Origin of the sequence: Xanthomonas sp. SS, from assembly GCF_014236835.1 — a bacterium.
Classification (GTDB): domain Bacteria; phylum Pseudomonadota; class Gammaproteobacteria; order Xanthomonadales; family Xanthomonadaceae; genus Xanthomonas_A.
Genome location: NZ_CP051190.1, coordinates 2,001,306 through 2,017,749, shown reverse-complemented (window position 1 = coordinate 2,017,749; position 16,444 = coordinate 2,001,306). Strand labels below are relative to the sequence as shown.

The window sequence follows — 16,444 nt, the reverse complement described above, 5'->3', positions numbered from 1 at the left end:
AGCCGCGACCGGGTGTTACCGGAACGCCCGGTCGCGGCTGAAGCCGCTCCTACAGAAAAGCGGCACCCGCTAACCGCCCTGCTGCAGCGCCAGCTGGATGTCGCGCTGGCGGCGCTTCTCGCTGCGCGCCATCAGCCACCAGCCGATGAAGGCCGCGATCGACACCGCCAGCACCATCAGCGTGGCCAGTGCGTTGATCTTCGGCTTCAGCCCCATCCGCACCGAGGAGAACACGGTCATCGGCAGCGTGGTCGAGTTGGGCCCGGCGACGAAGTTGGCGATCACCACGTCGTCCAGCGACAGGGTGAACGCCAGCAGCCAGCCGGACACCAGCGCCGGGGCGATGATCGGCAAGGTGATCAGGAAGAACACCTTGAGCCGGTTCGCGCCCAGGTCCATCGCCGCCTCTTCCAGCGAACGATCCAGCTCCTGCAGGCGCGAGGACACCACCACGGTGACGAAGGACAGGGTGAAGGTGACGTGCGCGGCCCAGATCGCGGTGACGCCCTTGGGCGGGATGCCGATCAGCCCGCCCATCGACACCAGCATCATCATGATCGACAGGCCGATGATCACCTCCGGCATCACCAGCGGCGCGGTCACCAACGCGCCGAACAGGCTCTTGCTGGGGAAGCGGCGGAAGCGGGTCATCACCATCGCCGCCAGCGTGCCGATCACCATCGATGCGGTCGCGGTCCAGAACGCCACCTTCAGGCTGATCCACGCCGCCTGCAGGATCTGCCGGTCGCGCAGCAGTTCGCCGTACCACTTGGTGGAGAACCCCGCCCACACCGTGGCCAGCTTGGAGGAATTGAACGAGTACACCATCAACAGCAGGATCGGCAGGTACAGGAAGGCGAAGCCGCCGGTCAGCACCGTCCAGCGCAGCACGCGCCCGCCGCGCAGCGCGCTCATGCCTGGCCGCCTGCAAGCTGGCGTTGCTGGTAGCGGTTGAAAATCAGGATCGGCACCATCAGCAACAGCAGCATCGCGATCGCCACCGCCGACGCCGCCGGCCAGTCGCGGTTGTTGAAGAACTCGCCCCACAGCACCCGGCCGATCATCAGCGTGTCCGGCCCACCGAGCATTTCCGGGATCACGAACTCGCCCACCGCCGGGATCATCACCAGCATGCAGCCGGCGACGATGCCCGGGCGCGACATGGGCAAGGTGATGGTCGCGAACGCCTTCCATGGCCGCGCGCCCAGGTCGTAGGCGGCCTCGAGCAGGCGGTGGTCCTGTTTCACCAGCGTGGCGTACAGCGGCAGCACCATGAACGGCAGATAGCAGTAGACGATGCCGATATAGGCGGCGATCGGCGTGTACAGGATGCGCAGCGGCTGCTCGATCAGCCCCAGCGCCAGCAGCGCGCGGTTGAGCACGCCGTTGCTGTCGAGGATGCCGATCCAGGCGTAGACGCGGATCAGGAACGAGGTCCACGACGGCAGCACCACCAGCATCATCGCGATGTTGCGCGCCGACGGCGATAGGCGCGCAATCACATAGGCCATCGGATAGCCGATCAACAGGGTCAACAGAGTGGAGATCCCGGCGATCTTGATCGAGCCCCAGTAGGCTTCGATGTATTGGTTGTCGCGCACCAGCGCCAGGTAGTTCTGCAGGGTGAACTTCAGCGTCAGCACACCGTCCTTGTAGTCCAGCAGCGAACTGTACGGCGGGCTGCTGATCGCCTGCTCGGCGAAGGAGATGCGCAGCACGATCAGGAACGGGATCGCGAAGAACAGCAGCAGCCACAGATACGGCGCGGCGATCACCAGCCAGCGCGCGCCCGGCAGGTGCCGCTGGCGCAGGCGCTGCAGCAGCGTGCGCCGTGGCGGCGCGGCAGGCGCGGCAGCGGCAGGCGCGCTCATGCGGTCAGCACCACGCCGTCGTTGTCGCCCCACCACACCCACACCGCATCGCCCCAGGTCAGGTTGTCGCTGGCCCAGCGCTGCCGGTTGGCGAAGTTGGCCATCAGCTTGAAGCCGCTGGGCAGGCGCACGTGGTAGACCGAATGGCTGCCGAAATAGGCGATGTCCTCGATCGTGCCCTGCGCCTTGTTGTGCGCCTGCGCCGGTGCGTCCTTGCCGATGCCCAGCTTCTCCGGGCGCACCGCGAACGACACCGGCTGCCCGGTGATGCCGGTGATGCCGTGGCCGACGTAGATGCTGTCGGCAAACGCGCCGGTGCGCAGGGTCACGTAGTCCGGCAGGTCCTCGTCGATGACCGCGTCGATCAGGTTCACCGAACCGATGAACTCGGCGGCGAAGCGGTTGGCCGGCTGCTCGTAGATCTCGTCCGGGGTGCCGACCTGCTGGATCCAGCCGGCATCCATCAGCGCGATGCGGGTGGCCATGGTCATCGCCTCCTCCTGGTCGTGGGTGACCATCACGCAGGTCACCCCGGAGGTTTCGATGATGCCGACCAGCTCCAGCTGCATCTGCGAGCGCAGCTTCTTGTCCAGCGCGCCCATCGGCTCGTCCAGCAGCAGCAGTTTCGGCCCCTTGGCCAGCGAACGCGCCAGCGCCACGCGCTGCTGCTGGCCGCCGGAAAGCTGGTGCGGCTTGCGCTTGCCGAGCTTGCCCAGTTGCACCAGCTCCAGCATCTCGCCGACGCGCTTGGCGATGGCCGCGCGCGACAGGCCGTCCTGCTTCAGGCCGAAGGCGATGTTCTGCTCCACGGTCATGTGCGGGAACAGCGCGTAGGACTGGAACATCATGTTGAGCGGGCGCTCGTATGGCGGCAGGCCGTCCAGCGGCTGGCCGTCGAGCACGATGCGGCCGCGGCTGGGCTGTTCGAACCCGCCCAGGCAGCGCAGCAGCGTGGACTTGCCGCTGCCCGAGCCGCCGAGCAGCGCGAAGATCTCGCCCTTGCGGATATCCAGGTCGACGTCGTCGAGCGCGACGAAACCGTCGAATTCCTTGCGCAGGCCGGCGATGGACAGGTAACCGCTGCCCTTGGCCGGCGGCGCCGCCGCAGCCGCGATCGCGGCAGGCGGCAGGTCGGATCTCGCTTCGCTCAACGCCATCTGTTGCTCCCCGTGGAAGACACCGCGGCGCGCGTTCGCCGATGCTGCCGGGATTGCGCGGCCGACCTCAGTGTAGCCGCGGCTGCCGCATCGGCGATACCGCGGCGCAGGCGTTTATTGCGCCGGTGCCGGTGCCGGTGCCGGTGCCGGCGTCTGCGTTGGCGGCGGCGCCCAGCCCAGGCCCAGGCTCTTCTGCAGCGCCACGTAGCGCAGCAGCACCTGGGTGCGCGCCTGCACTGCGCTGTCCTGCGCCGAGGCCTGCTGGCGCTGTACGTCCAGCGCATCGATCAGCGACGAGGCGCCGGCCGCGTAGCGCTGCTGCAGCAGCGCCGCGGAACGGTCCGCCGAGGCTTCGGCCTTGGCCGCGGCCAGCGCCTGCTGGCGCGCGGCGCCGAACCGGGCCAGCGCGCTGTTGGCGTCCTGCAATGCCGCCAGCACCGTGCCTTCGTAGGCGGCCAGGCGCGCGGCGTTGCCGGCGCGTGCCTGCGCGACCTTGGCCTTGGTCGCGCCGAAATCGAAGATCGACCAGCGCAGGAACGGTGCGACCACGCTGTTGATCGCATCGCTGCCGAGGTCGCCCGGCGAGGTCGCAGCCATGCCGATGTTGCCGAGCAGGGTCACCTGTGGGAAATACGCGCTCAGCGCCTGCCCGATCTGCGCCGAAGAAGACGCCAGCTGGCGTTCGGCACGGCGCACGTCGGGGCGGCGGCGGATCAACGATCCTGCATCGTCCACCGGCACCACCGCCGGCAGCTTCGGCAATGGACGGTCCGCGGCCAGCGCGGCATCGAGCGCGCCCGGCTCGCGGCCGATCATCAGCGCCAACTGGTCCAGCGCCTCCTTCGCCTGCGCCTGCAGGTCCGGCAACACCGCTTCCTGCTGCTGCAGCTGCGCCTGCGCGCGTTCCACCTGCAGGTCGGCGTCGGCGCCGCGCTCGCGGCGCTGCCGGGTCAGCTGCAGGGTCTGCCGCGCCGCCTCCAGATTGCGCTGGGCGATGGCGATGCGCTCGCGGGTGCTGCGATAGCCCAGGTAGGCCTGCCCCACTTCGGCGGCCAGTTGCACCTGGGTGTCGGCCAGCTCGGCCTCGTCGGCCTGCGCGTCGGCCAGTGCGCCTTCGCTGGCGCGGCGGCGGCGGCCGAAGAAATCCAGCTCCCAGCTCGCATCGAAGCCGACGCTGTACAGCTGCGCATGCGGATCGATGGACAGCTGCTGGCCGCTGCCGGCGGCGACGCTGCCCAGGCCGTCGACCAGCGCGTCCGGCGCCCTGGCGTTGAGATAGGCGGCATTGGCGCCGACGCTGGGCAGCTGTTCGGCGTGGCGCTGCTGCACAAGCGCGCGCGAGGCGCGCAGCTTGGCCTGCGCGGCGCGCAGATTCGGGCTGTTCTGCAGCGCCTGCTCGACCAGACTGTTCAATTGCGGATCCTGCAGCGCCTCCCACCAGCGCTGCGGCGGCGCCGCCGGCACCACGCCGGCCGCGGCGGCGACCGCATCGGCGCGATGCAGCTGCGGCTGCGCCTGCGCCGCCGCGGCCACCGGCGGCGGCTTCACGTAGTTCGGGCCGAGCACGCACGCCGACAGCAGCAGCGGCAGCGCGGCGGGGACGAGCACACGGGAAAAACGCTGAGCCATGGAATCCTCAATGCATCGCAAGCGGAGCACTGCCCTTGGGCAGCGGTTTGAGCAGCAACCCCAGCGGAATCGTGCATACCACGATCACCCCGAAGATCCAGAACAGGTCGTTGTAGGTCATCACCAGCGCCTGCTGCTGCACCATGCGCGCCAGCTGCGCCACCGACTGCAGCGCCGCGCCGGCGCCGGAAGCGGACTGCAGCTGCGCGGCCAGGCCGTGCAGGTAATCCTGCGCCAGCGGTGAATTGGCGCTGGTGCCGCTGCCGATCATCTGCGTGTGGAACACCATGCGCCGCTCCTGGAAGGTGGAGATCAGCGCCAGGCCGATCGAGCCGCCCATGTTGCGCGCCGCATTGAACAGCCCGGACGCGTCGCCGGCCAGCTCCGGCGGCACCGAGGAGATGGCGGCCTGGTTCAGCGACATCATCGCCAGCGCCAGGCCGCAGCCCTGCAGCAACTGGCCGATCACGAAATGCATGCCGACCGAATCGGCGCTGAGACTCATGTTGACGAAGCAGGCGACGGCGAAGCAGCTGAGTCCGCCGATCACCAGGATGCGCACGTCCACGCGCATCAGCATCTTCGGCATCAGCGGCATCAACAGCACCGTGGGCAGGCCGGACAGCAGCACCACGTAGCCGGACTGCTCGGTGTTGTAGCCGGAGATCGTGGCCAGGAACTGCGGGATCATGTACATGACCCCGAACAGGATCATGCCCACCGCCATCACCATCACGAACACCGCACTGAAGCTGCGCTGCAGCAGGATCGACAGGCGGATCACCGGCTGCCGGCTGAAGAACTGCGAAGCGCCCAGGGCGACGAAGCCGACCAGCGAGAGCAGGCTCAGCAGCACGATCTCGGAGGATTCGAACCAACGCTCGCGCTGGCCTTCCTCCAGCACCACGGTCAGCGCGCCGAGTCCGGCGGTGAGCCCGAAGATGCCGAGCCAGTCGGCGTCGAGCAACCCGCGCAGGTTCATCCGCTCGTGCGGCAGGCCGAGCAGCAACAGCGCCACCAGCCCGGCGCAGATCGGCACGTTGATGAAGAACGCGTAGTGCCAGCTGACGTTCTCGGTCAGCCAGCCGCCGAGCAGCGGCCCGATCACCGGTCCCAGGATCACGGTCATGCCGAACAGCGCGGTGCCCATGGTCTGCTGCGCCGGCGGCAGGCGCGTGGCGACGATGGTCAGCGCGGTGGGGATCAGCGCGCCGCCGGCGAAGCCCTGGCCGACGCGGCCCAGGATCATCATGGTCAGGCTGTTGGACAGGCCGCACACCACCGAGAAGAAGGTGAACAGCAGCGCGCAGATCAGCAGGAAGTTGCGCAATCCCAGGGTGCGCACGAACCAGCCGGTCAGCGGGATCATCACGATCTCGGCGACCAGATAGGCGGTGGAGATCCAGGTGCCCTCGGTGCCGCTGGCGCCGACCTCGCCCTGGATGGTGGGCAGCGCGGCGTTGACGATGGAGATGTCCAGCGTCGCCATGAACGAGCCGATGGTGCCGGCGGCGACCGCCAGCCACGCGCCGGCGTCGGCCTTCTGCTGTGCGCCGGCACCCGCCGCCGGCGCAGCGGCGGCCTCGTTCACGGCCTGCCCTCGCCCTGCTCGCCTTCCTGCTCGACCCGCTCCTTGGCGTCCTTGGCCGCGCGCGTATCCACCGTGACCGTCGCCGACATGCCCGGCACCAGCACCTTGCGCGCCTCCGTGCCGGCCTTGAGCCGGATCCGCACCGGCACCCGCTGCACCACCTTGGTGAAGTTGCCGGTGGCGTTCTCCGGCGGCAGCAGCGCGAACTGCGAGCCGGTGCCGGGCGCGATGCTCTCGACCACGCCGTCCAGTTCGACCCCAGACAGCGCATCGACCTCGATCCGCGCCGGCTGCCCGGGCCGCATCAGCCCGACCTGGGTTTCCTTGAAATTGGCGCTCAGGTACAGCGCATCGACCGGCACCACGCTCATCAGCCGGGTGCCGGCGGCAACGAACTGGCCGACCTGCACGGTCTTGTCGCCGATGCGGCCGTCGATGCGCGCGGTCAGCCGCGTGTCCTCCATCGCCACCTGCGCCTGGTCGGCGTCGGCCTGCGCCTGCTGCAGACCGGCGCGGGCCTGGTCCAGCTGCGCGCCGGCGCCCTGCACCTGGCTCTCGGCAGCGACCACCTGCGCCTTGGCCGCGTCGTACTGGGCCTGGGCGCGGTCGCGGTCGTGGACGATGCTCTCGTAGTGCTCGTGGGTATCGGCGCCGGACGCGGCCAGCGGCGCGAAGCGCTTGGCCTCGCCCTGGGCGAAGCGCAGGCTGGCCGCGGCCGAGGTGACCTGGGTGCGCGCCTGCAGCAGGGTCGCGCGCTGCGCCTGCAGACCGGCCTCGGCAGCGGCGATATCGGCCTGGCGCACCGCGACCACCGCCTGCGCCTGCTGCTGGGTGGCGCGGTAGGTGCGCTCGTCGATCTGCAGCAGCGGCTGCCCGGCCTTGACCGTCTGGTTGTCGCCGACGAACACGCCGGTCACGTAGCCGTTGACCCGCGGCGCCACCGCCACCGCATCGGCCTGCAGATAGGCGTTGTTGGTTTCCTGCAGGTAGCGGCCGGTGGTCAGGTAGTAGACCAGCCACGCCACCAGGCCGATCAGCACAACCAGGCCGATCAGCAGCAGCGTCCATTTCACCTTGGGATTCTTCAGCGGCGACGGCTTGTCGGCTTGCTTGCCGCCGTCCTTGCCATCGTCCTGGGCGGGCGCGGCACGCGCCTCGTCCGAAGCCGCCTGCCGTTGCGTCTGCGTGGGATCTGGGTCGTGGGTGCTCAAAGTCGCAGGTTCCTGGGGGGTGGGGACCATCCTCGCCGGTGCGCTTGACGGTGCAGGGACAGCGATGCACTGCCAGGCGGCGCGCCTACCAGACGGTGGCGTACGGCGGACTTTACAAGTATCTGTACCGGTGGGTCCAGATTGTGTGAGTGCCGGTCGGCAGCGACGTTCAGGCGTATGCCGTGAGCGGCTCCCCATGCCGATCCTTGCCCACACAGCGATGGCCGATGGTGTGCGGGCGGGCGCATCGAGCGCAGCGTGGTGTTCAGGCCTTGCGCTTGCGCCGTACCCTCACCCCTACCCCTCTCCCGGGGGGAGAGGGGAACATCACCTCCCTTCTCCCATCGGGACCATGGCCCCCTTTTCGGGGGAAGGTGCCCGAAGGGCGGATGAGGGTCCGGGTACCGGCCATGGCATCCGACCGCGTGATTTCCTGACGGCAACAGCGTGCATCTCCGTGCCTTCTCGGCCCGCCGTACCCTCACCCCTACCCCTCTCCCGACGGGAGAGGGGAATCACTCGCTGCGACGCCGCTCAGCGCCCAGTCTTCAACTCCGTCCACAACCGCGTGTACTGGCGGTCCACTTCCGGCGGCATCACCGCCAACGCGAACAGCTTGGCCTGCACCTCCGCCGGTGGGTAGATGGTGCGGTCGCCGCTGATCGCCGCATCGATCAGCGGCAGCGACTTGGGCACCGCATTCGGATAGCTGACGAAGTTGGTGTTGGCCGCGGCCACTTCCGGGGTCAGCAGGTAGTTGATGAACTGGTAGGCCTGCTCCGGATGCTTGGCGTCCTTGGGAATGGCCAGCATGTCGAAGAACTGCAGCGCGCCCTCCTTCGGAATCGAATAGGCGATGTGCACGCCGTTCTTGGCTTCCTCGGCGCGGTCGCGCGCCTGCAGGATGTCGCCGGACCAGCCCACCACCAGGCAGGTGCTGCCCTTGGCCAGCGCGTCGATGTACTGCGAGGAATGGAAATTCTGGATGTACGGGCGGATTTCCTTGAGCTTGGCCGCGGCCTTCTCGATCACCTTCGGGTCGGTGCTGTTCGGGTCCTCGCCCAGGTAGTGCAGCACGGTCGGCACGATCTCCGAGGCGGTGTCGAGGAAGGTCACCCCGCAGTCCTTGAGCTTGGCCAGGTTCTCCGGCTTGAACACCAAGTCCCAGCTGGCGACCACATCAGTCGTGCCGAACGCGGCCTGGATCTTGTCGACGTTGTAGCCGATGCCGGTGGTGCCCCACAGGTACGGCACCGCGTAGGTGTTGCCCGGATCCTGTTGCGCGATGCGCTGCATCATCGCCGGGTCCAGATTGGCCAGGTTGGGGATCTTGCGCTTGTCCAGCGGCAGGAACACGCCGGCCTGGATCTGCCTGCCGAGGAAACTCAGCGACGGCACCACCACGTCGTAGCCGCTGCCGCCGGCCAGCAGCTTGGCTTCCAGCACCTCGTTGCTGTCGAACACGTCGTAGGTGACGTGGACACCGCTATGCCGCTCGAAGCCGGGCACGGTGCCTTCGGCGATGTAGTCCGACCAGTTGTAGACGTTCAACTGCTTCGCTTCGCCGGCGTCGGCCGCATCCGTCGCGCCGTCCCCCTGGCCCGATCCGCCGCAGCCCGCCAGGCCCAGCACCGCCACCATCCCCGCTATCGCTCGCCGCTTCATCGTCGTCTCCATGCCGCCCGTTGCGGGCAGCGGTTGGCGGAACGCCGCGCTGGCGCGCGTCCCGGTGGTCCTCCCCTTTGGCGGCCGCGCGCGGCGCGGCCGTACTGCGTGCAGGCGCCGCGCCGAAGCGCCGCGCCATGGACCACGGACGCGACCGGCTCAGCGGCCGGTCTTGATCTCCGTCCACAGGCGGGTATACAGCTTGTCCACCTCGGGCGGGTTGATCGAATAAGTGAACATCTTCGCCGCCACCTCCGGCGGCGGGTAGATGGTCGGGTCGTTGCGGATCGCCGCATCCACCAGCGGCGTCGCCTTCGGCACCGGATTGGCGTAGTGGATGAAGTTGGAATTGGCCGCGGCCACGTCCGGCGTCAGCAGGTAGTTGATGAATTTGTAGGCGTTCTCCGGATGCTTGGCATCCTTCGGGATCGCCAGCATGTCGAACCACTGCGGCGCGCCTTCCTTCGGGATCGAATAGGCCACCTTCACGCCGTTCTTGGCTTCCTCGGCGCGGTCGCGCGCCTGGATGATGTCGCCCGACCAGCCCACCGCCAGGCAGGTGCTGCCGTTGGCCAGCGAGGTCACGTACTGCGAGGAGTGGAAGTTCTGCACGTACGGGCGGATGCTCTTGATCAGCGCCGCGGCCTTCTCGATCTTGGCGGTATCGGTGGTGTGCGGATCCTCGCCCTGGTAGTGCAGCGCGATCGGGATCAGGTCCGACGGCGTGTCGAGGATGGTGACGCCGCAATCCTTGAGCTTGGCGATGTTTTCCGGCTTGAACACCAGGTCCCAGCTGTTGGCGATGTCGGTGCTGCCGAACGCGGCTTTGACCTTGTCCACGTTGTAGCCGATGCCGGTGGTGCCGACCATGTACGGCACGCCGTACTTGTTGCCCGGATCCTGCTGCGCGATGCGCTGCATGATCTCCGGGTCCAGGTTGGCCAGGTTCGGGATCTTGCTCTTGTCCAGCGGCAGGAACACGCCGGCCTGGATCTGCCGGCCGAAGAAGTTCAGCGTCGGCACCACCACGTCGTAGCCGCTGCCGCCGGCCAGCAACTTGGTCTCGACCATCTCGTCGCTGTCGAACACGTCGTAGGTGACCTTGACCCCGCTGGCCTTCTCGAACGCGGGCACGGTGTTCTCGGCGATGTAGTCCGAATAGTTGTAGACGTTGAGGACCTGATCCTCGCCCGCCGCGGGCTTGCCGCCTTCGCCGCCGCCGGAACCGCCACAGGAGGCGAGCAGCGCCGCGGAAAGGGAAAGGGTGAGCAGTCGCAGCTTCATTGCAGGTCTCCGCAGGTCCATGGGGAAGATCGAAGATACACGCCGCGGCGTCGCGCGGAGGGGTCCAGACTGGCCGGCCCAGACTAACCAGCGCCGGGCTATTTGCCCAGCGCCTGCGCGGTGTCCTCCAGCGCCAGCCAGGTCTTGTCGAACAGTTCGTCGACCTGGGCGCGGCTGAGGATCAGCGGCGGCGACAGCAGCATCGCATCGTTGGTCGCGCGCAGGATCAGGCCACGGCGCAGCGCATGGTCGCGGCACAGCGCGCCGACCTTGCCGCGGTCGGGGAAATAGTGCCGGCGCGGCTTGTCCGGCACCAGTTCCAGCGCGCCGATCATGCCGACGATGCGCGCCTCGCCGACCAGCCGGTGCTCGCCCAGCTCGGCCCAGCGCTGCGCCAGGTACGGCGCGATCTCGCTGCGCGCGCGTTCGACGATGCCCTCGTCCTGCAGCAGGCGCAGGTTCTCCAGCGCCACCGCCGCGCACACCGGATGCCCCGAATAGGTGCAACCGTGCGCCAGTTCGCCGCCCTGCTCCTTCAGCACCGTGGCCACACGCTTGCCGAACATCGCCGCGCCGAGCGGGATGTAGCCGGAGGTGATGCCCTTGGCGATGGTCATCACGTCCGGCTGGAAGCCGAAGTGCTGCGCGCCGAACCATTCGCCGGTGCGGCCGAAACCGCAGATCACTTCGTCGGCGACCAGCAGCACGTCGTAGCGGCGGCAGATGCGTTCGATCTCCGGCCAGTAGCTGCGCGGCGGGATGTAGACGCCGATCGCGCCCATGATCGGCTCGCCGATGAACGCGGCCACGCGCTGCGGCCCCAGTTCCAGGATCTTGTCCTCGAGCCGGCGCGCGGCCAGCAGGCCGTATTCCTCCGGGTCCATGTCGCCGCCGTCGCCGAACGGGTATGGCGGGTCGATATGGTGGATGTCGGGAATGGGCAGCCCGCCCTGGCGGTGCATGCCCTTCATGCCGCCGAGACTGGCGCCAGCCATGGTGGTGCCGTGGTAGCCGTCGTGGCGGCCGATGAAGATGCTCTTCTGCGGCTGGTCCTGCACGGCCCAGAAGTGCCGCACCAGGCGCAGGATGGTGTCGTTGGCCTCGGAGCCGGAGTTGGTGAAGAAGGCATGGTCGAGGTCGCCGGGGGTGAGTTCGGCGAGTTTGGCGGCGAGGCGGATGGTCGGTTCGGTGGTGCACTGGAAGAAGCTGTTGTAGTACGCCAGCTGTTCCATCTGCCGCGCGGCGGCCTGGCCGAGTTCCTTGCGCCCGTAGCCGACGTTGACGCACCACAGCCCGGCGAAGGCGTCGAGCAGCTTGTTGCCGTCGGCATCCCAGACATAGGCGCCGTCGCCGCGGGTAAGGATGCGCGTGCCTTTCTGTGCAAGCGCGGCGTTGTCGTTGAACGGGTGCAGGTGATGCGCCGCATCCAGATCCTGCAGGGCCCGCGTCTCTATCCGATCCATGTCCACTCCATGCTCGTGGCTGTGCCTGTTGCTACCGCTGTTGTTGTGGCTGCTGCTCTTCTTGCTCTTGCTATTCCTGCTCTTGCTGTCGCTTTGGCTTTGGCTTTGGCTGTTGCCTTTGCAATTGCTTTTGACTTACCGGGTTCCCTTCCGCAGCGGCGGCCATGGCGGGGAAAAACCCCGAGGGGCGGCGCACATGGATGTGCGCCGTTCGCGGCAGGGGCAGGATGCCCCTTCCGCGAATCCCCGCTATGGACGCGGACCTGGAGCGCGCAGCGCGGAAGGCGCAAGGCAGGGCGCGCTTTCTTTTGGTTACTTTTCTTTGCGCGAGCAAAGAAAAGTGACTCGCCGTAAGGCGAAAGCTTTGCTCCTGCTCCTGCTCCTGCGTTGCTACTGCTTAAGCCCTACAAGCAAAGCGAGAGCAACAGCTTCCGCTGGCGCGGGTCACTTTTCTTTGCTTGTGCAAAGAAAAGTAACCAAAAGAAAGCACACCCCGCAGCGCGCCCTCCGCGCTACGCGCTCCGGGTCCGCAGCCCCGACGGGCATTTTTCGATGGCACATCCATGTGCCAACGAAAAACGTCGCGCATCCTGCGCGCCGCCCTTCGGGTATTCGCCCGCCGGGTCTGCCGCGCTGAGGGGACCCGGTAGATCAAAAGCAAAGCAACAGCAACAGCAACAGCATGCAATTGCATGCCTTCTCGATACGCCATCGCAAGCAAGAGCGAACTCACACGTTCAACAACAAGAACTCCCGCTCCCACGAACTGATCACCCGGAAGAACGTCTCGTATTCCTTGCGCTTGACCGAAATGTAGGCGCGCACGAAGCGCGGTCCCAGCATCTCCTGCAGCGGCGTGCACCGCTCCAGCTCGTCCAGCGCCTCGCCCAGCGAACGCGGCAACTGATAGCCCATCTCCTTGCCGTTGCCGCTGATCGGCGCGGTCGGCTCCAGCTTCTCGCGGATGCCCAGCAACCCGCAGGCCAGCGTCGCCGCCATCGCCAGATACGGATTGGCGTCGGAACCGGCGAAGCGGCTCTCCACCCGCATGTTCTCGATCGTGTCGATCGGCACCCGCAGCCCACAGGTGCGGTTGTCGAAGCCCCACAGCACATTGCTCGGCGACACCTCGCCGAACATCAGCCGGCGGTAGGAATTGACGTTCGGCGCCAGCACCGCCATCGCCATCGGCACGTACTTCTGCAGGCCGGCCAGGTAATGCCCGAAGGTGCGGCTGTACTCGCCGGCGCGGCGTCCGCTGAACACGTTCTTGCCGTTCTTGTCGACCAGGCTCTGATGGATGTGCATCGCACTGCCCGGCTCGTTCTCCATCGGCTTGGCTAGGAACGTGGCGTAGACGCCGTGGCGCATCGCCGCCTCGCGCATCGTGCGCTTGAACAGGAACACCTGGTCGGCGCGCGACAGCGCATCGGAATGGGTGAAGTTGACCTCCAGCTGCGCCGCGCCGGATTCGTGGATCAAGGTGTCCACGTCCAGTTCCATCGCGTCGCAGTAGTCGTACATCAGATCCAGGATCGGATCGAACTCGTTGACCGCGTCGATCGAGTACGACTGCCGCGCCGTCTCCGGCCGCCCCGAACGGCCGGCCGGCGGCAGCAGCGGGAAGTCCGGATCGGTGTTCTTCTGCACCAGGAAGAATTCCAGCTCCGGGGCGACCACCGGCTTCAGGCCGAGCTCCGCATAGGCCTGCAGCACGCCGCGCAGCACGTTGCGCGGCGCCAGGTCGTGCGGCTGGCCGTCCTTGGTGTAGCAGTCGTGGATCACCTGCGCGGTCGGGTCGGTGGCCCACGGCACCATCCGCACCGTGTCCGGGTCCGGGCGCAGTTGCATGTCCGAGTCCGACGGCGAGGTCAGGTCGTAATAGTCGTCGGGATACTCGCCGGTGACGGTGGTGGCGAAGATGCCCTCGGGCAGGCGCGTGCCGTAGTCGTGGGAGAACTTGGCGGCGGGAATGATCTTGCCGCGCGCATTACCGGTGATGTCCGGCACCAGGCATTCGACCTCGGTGATGTGGCGATCTTTCAGCCAACGGCGCAGCGAGCTTTCCTGCTGTTCGGGGGTGTTCTTGCGCGAGCGCGGTCTGGCCATGGGGGAATTCGATTCAGTGCGTGCGGCGAGCCGCGTAGTGGCGACAGGCATCGCCGAAGGATTGGAAGATGCCCAGATAGAACGGGTCGTCGAGCACGCGCCATTCCGGATGCCACTGTACGCCCAGCAGGAAGCCGGGACCGATACCGCGGAACGCCTCGATCAATCCGTCCGGCGCGCGCGCCTCCACGATCAGGTCGCCGCCGAGCCGGGCCACGCCCTGCCCGTGCAGCGAGTTGACCCGCACCCGCTCCCTGCCGGCGATTTCCGCCAGCCAGCCGCCCTCGCTCAGGGTCACCTCGTGCACCGGCGCGTACTGCAGATCCAGCGCCGCCTGGGTGTCCTCGCGATGATCGGACAGCCCGGGCACCGCATGCACTTTCTGGTGCAGGCTGCCGCCCAGGGCCACGTTGACTTCCTGGAAGCCGCGGCAGATCGCCAGGATCGGCAGGCCGAGCGCGATCGCCTGCGGGATCAGATCCAGCATGTTGGCGTCGCGCGCCGGATCGTGCGGATTGCCGAGCCAGCTGGGTTCGTCGCCGTAGTGATGCGGTTCGATGTTGCTGACCGCACCGGTCAGCAGCAAGCCGTCCAGCCGCGCCAGCCAGTCGCACGGCGCGACCGGCGGCTGCAGCGACGGCAGCAGCACCGGCGTCACCCCGGCGCCATCGACCGCGGCGCGCAGATACTTTTCGCCAGCGGCCAGGAACGGATGCTGGCCGATGAGCTTGCGATCGGTCGACAGGCCGACCAGTGGCGATACAGCCATGCGAAGAACTCGTGTGGCGTCGCCGCAAGTTACCCCGGGCGTTTTATTTTTACAACACGTCGCGACGGTGCACAGCGACCGACGAGCGCATGCCGGCTGCGCCGCATCGGGCACAGCGCGCTTTATTACAGGACGAAGTAGCAGGTACGCCCACACAGCGCGCGTCATGCACTCCCCGTCCGGCGCATCGCGCCTGTTGAGTATTCTTGACGCGAACCCGGCTCTGCTAAGCTCGTCGCACTCCCGCAGGCCGCCCTCATGACCCGCACCCACGACGCTCCGCCCCTGCCCCCGGACGCCGCCCAAGCCCTGCAGCGCATCCCCGGCTGCGAACAGATCGACCTGCTGCTGCCGGACAGCAATGGCCTGCTGCGCGGCAAGCGCATCACCCGCGACGCGCTGGAAAAGGTCTATCGCGATGGCGTGTGCCTGCCGATGTCGCTGATCGCCACCGACATCACCGGCAATACGGTCGAGGAAACCGGCCTGGGCTACGACATCGGCGACGAGGACCGGCTGTGCTTCCCGGTCCCCGGCACGCTGCAGCCGGTGCCGTGGGCACCGGTGCCCTCGGCGCAGCTGCTGCTGGCGATGCAAGACGACGCTGGCAGCCCGCTGGAGTTCGCGCCGCGCGAAGTGCTGGCACGGGTGCTGGCGCGGCTGCGCGCGCGCGGGCTGACCCCGGTGATCGCGGTGGAACTGGAGTTCTACCTGTTCGATCCGCGCGCCGACGCCAACGGCCGGCCGCAGCCGCCGCTGCAGGCGCACACCGGGCTGCGCAACGACAGCACCCAGGTCTATTACATGCAGGAGCTGGACGACCAGCGCGGCTTCACCGACGCGGTCGCGCAGGCCTGCCGCGCGCAGGGCATTCCCGCCGATACCGCGGTCGCCGAGTACGCGCCCGGCCAGTTCGAGATCAACCTCAAGCACCGCGGCGACGCGCTGGCCGCCTGCGACGACGCGCTGATGCTCAAGCGCGCGATCAAGGCGATCGCGCAGCAGCAGGGCCTGCTCGCCAGCTTCATGGCCAAGCCATTCGCCGCGCAGTCCGGCAGCGGCCTGCACCTGCACGTGAGCCTGCTCGACGAAGCCGGCGACAACGTCTTCGCCGGCACCGCGCAGGCGCCGGCCGACGCGCTGCGCCACGCCATCGGCGGCCTGCAGCGCAGCGCCGACGACTGCCTGCTGCTGTTCGCCCCGCACGCCAACAGCTACCGCCGCTTCGTGCCCAATGCGTTCGTGCCGCTCAACGACAGCTGGGGCTTCAACAACCGCACCGTGGCGATGCGGGTGCCGTACAGCGATCCGGCCAATACCCGCATCGAACACCGCATCGCCGGCGCCGACGCCAATCCGTACCTGGTCGCCGCGGCGGTGCTGGCCGGCATCGAACACGGCCTGCAACATGGCTTCGACCCCGGCCCGCCGGTGCAGGGCAACGCCTACGAACAGACCGAGATCCGCCATCCGGACTGGCGCGGCGCGATCGCCGGCTTCCTCGCCAGCGACTTCGTCGCCGACCGGTTCGGCACCCGCTTTCGCCACGTCTACGGCCAGCAGAAACACCGCGAGATGCTGGATTTCCATGCGCAGGTGAGCGATCTGGATTACCGGTGGTATTTGCGCACGGTGTGAAAAGCCGGGAATGGGGAATCGGGAATGGGGAATCGAAAAAGCAAACGCCAAGCATCC

The 16,444-nt window shown here is 67.8% G+C and carries 12 protein-coding genes; 1 reads left to right on the top strand and 11 read right to left on the bottom strand.

The window, feature by feature from the left end; all coding sequences use genetic code 11:
- Positions 1-69 precede the first annotated feature (69 nt).
- From HEP74_RS08195 to HEP74_RS08145, 11 genes are all read right to left on the bottom strand, one after another.
- Positions 70-915 (bottom strand): ABC transporter permease subunit, encoded by an 846-nt coding sequence (locus tag HEP74_RS08195; RefSeq protein WP_185816007.1) that lies wholly within the window; start codon positions 913-915, stop codon positions 70-72.
- On the bottom strand, positions 912-1,871 hold the full coding sequence (locus HEP74_RS08190) for an ABC transporter permease subunit (RefSeq protein ID WP_185816006.1): 960 nt from the start codon (positions 1,869-1,871) through the stop codon (positions 912-914). Before HEP74_RS08190 ends, HEP74_RS08195 begins: the two co-directional genes overlap by 4 nt.
- Positions 1,868-3,028 carry an ABC transporter ATP-binding protein gene (locus HEP74_RS08185; RefSeq protein WP_185816005.1) on the bottom strand — a complete coding sequence of 387 codons (1,161 nt, stop codon included), beginning with the start codon at positions 3,026-3,028 and terminating at the stop codon, positions 1,868-1,870. The genes HEP74_RS08190 and HEP74_RS08185 overlap by 4 nt, the downstream gene beginning before the upstream one ends.
- A 114-nt stretch (positions 3,029-3,142) precedes the next feature.
- Complete coding sequence (locus HEP74_RS08180) at positions 3,143-4,657, bottom strand: efflux transporter outer membrane subunit (protein ID WP_185816004.1); 1,515 nt, start codon at positions 4,655-4,657, stop codon at positions 3,143-3,145.
- Between the two features lie 7 nt (positions 4,658-4,664).
- Complete coding sequence (locus HEP74_RS08175; RefSeq protein WP_185816003.1) at positions 4,665-6,248, bottom strand: DHA2 family efflux MFS transporter permease subunit; 1,584 nt, start codon at positions 6,246-6,248, stop codon at positions 4,665-4,667.
- The gene (locus HEP74_RS08170; RefSeq protein WP_185816002.1) at positions 6,245-7,459 is read right to left on the bottom strand and encodes an HlyD family secretion protein; all 1,215 of its coding nucleotides are present in this window, start codon (positions 7,457-7,459) and stop codon (positions 6,245-6,247) included. Before HEP74_RS08170 ends, HEP74_RS08175 begins: the two co-directional genes overlap by 4 nt.
- A 534-nt stretch (positions 7,460-7,993) precedes the next feature.
- Positions 7,994-9,124: an extracellular solute-binding protein gene (locus HEP74_RS08165; RefSeq protein ID WP_185816001.1), complete on the bottom strand. Its 1,131-nt coding sequence runs from the start codon at positions 9,122-9,124 to the stop codon at positions 7,994-7,996.
- Positions 9,125-9,283: 159 nt separating this feature from the next.
- Entirely contained in the window at positions 9,284-10,408 is a 1,125-nt protein-coding gene (locus HEP74_RS08160; protein WP_185816000.1) for a polyamine ABC transporter substrate-binding protein, read from the bottom strand.
- A 98-nt stretch (positions 10,409-10,506) separates the two neighbouring features.
- Positions 10,507-11,871: an aspartate aminotransferase family protein gene (locus tag HEP74_RS08155; protein ID WP_185815999.1), complete on the bottom strand. Its 1,365-nt coding sequence runs from the start codon at positions 11,869-11,871 to the stop codon at positions 10,507-10,509.
- A gap of 729 nt (positions 11,872-12,600) precedes the next feature.
- Positions 12,601-13,980, bottom strand: a complete 1,380-nt coding sequence (locus HEP74_RS08150; protein ID WP_185815998.1) for a glutamine synthetase family protein — start codon at positions 13,978-13,980, stop codon at positions 12,601-12,603.
- A gap of 13 nt (positions 13,981-13,993) precedes the next feature.
- Positions 13,994-14,749, bottom strand: coding sequence for a gamma-glutamyl-gamma-aminobutyrate hydrolase family protein (locus HEP74_RS08145; protein ID WP_185815997.1), 756 nt, complete (start codon positions 14,747-14,749; stop codon positions 13,994-13,996).
- Positions 14,750-15,007: 258 nt separating this feature from the next.
- Between HEP74_RS08145 and HEP74_RS08140 the strand changes: the two genes are divergently transcribed.
- The gene (locus HEP74_RS08140) at positions 15,008-16,387 is read left to right on the top strand and encodes a glutamine synthetase family protein (RefSeq protein ID WP_185815996.1); all 1,380 of its coding nucleotides are present in this window, start codon (positions 15,008-15,010) and stop codon (positions 16,385-16,387) included.
- The last annotated feature ends 57 nt before the right edge of the window (positions 16,388-16,444 follow it).

Excerpts from the sequence above, each read along its gene's own strand:
- HEP74_RS08160 (WP_185816000.1), bottom strand. The coding sequence starts at position 10,408 with ATGAAGCTGCGACTGCTCACCCTTTCCCTTTCCGCGGCGCTGCTCGCC.
- HEP74_RS08180 (WP_185816004.1), bottom strand. The coding sequence starts at position 4,657 with ATGGCTCAGCGTTTTTCCCGTGTGCTCGTCCCCGCCGCGCTGCCGCTG.
- HEP74_RS08195 (WP_185816007.1), bottom strand. The coding sequence starts at position 915 with ATGAGCGCGCTGCGCGGCGGGCGCGTGCTGCGCTGGACGGTGCTGACC.
- HEP74_RS08185 (WP_185816005.1), bottom strand. The coding sequence starts at position 3,028 with ATGGCGTTGAGCGAAGCGAGATCCGACCTGCCGCCTGCCGCGATCGCG.
- HEP74_RS08145 (WP_185815997.1), bottom strand. The coding sequence starts at position 14,749 with ATGGCTGTATCGCCACTGGTCGGCCTGTCGACCGATCGCAAGCTCATC.
- HEP74_RS08150 (WP_185815998.1), bottom strand. The coding sequence starts at position 13,980 with ATGGCCAGACCGCGCTCGCGCAAGAACACCCCCGAACAGCAGGAAAGC.
- HEP74_RS08165 (WP_185816001.1), bottom strand. The coding sequence starts at position 9,124 with ATGAAGCGGCGAGCGATAGCGGGGATGGTGGCGGTGCTGGGCCTGGCG.
- HEP74_RS08140 (WP_185815996.1), top strand. The coding sequence starts at position 15,008 with ATGACCCGCACCCACGACGCTCCGCCCCTGCCCCCGGACGCCGCCCAA.
- HEP74_RS08155 (WP_185815999.1), bottom strand. The coding sequence starts at position 11,871 with ATGGATCGGATAGAGACGCGGGCCCTGCAGGATCTGGATGCGGCGCAT.
- HEP74_RS08190 (WP_185816006.1), bottom strand. The coding sequence starts at position 1,871 with ATGAGCGCGCCTGCCGCTGCCGCGCCTGCCGCGCCGCCACGGCGCACG.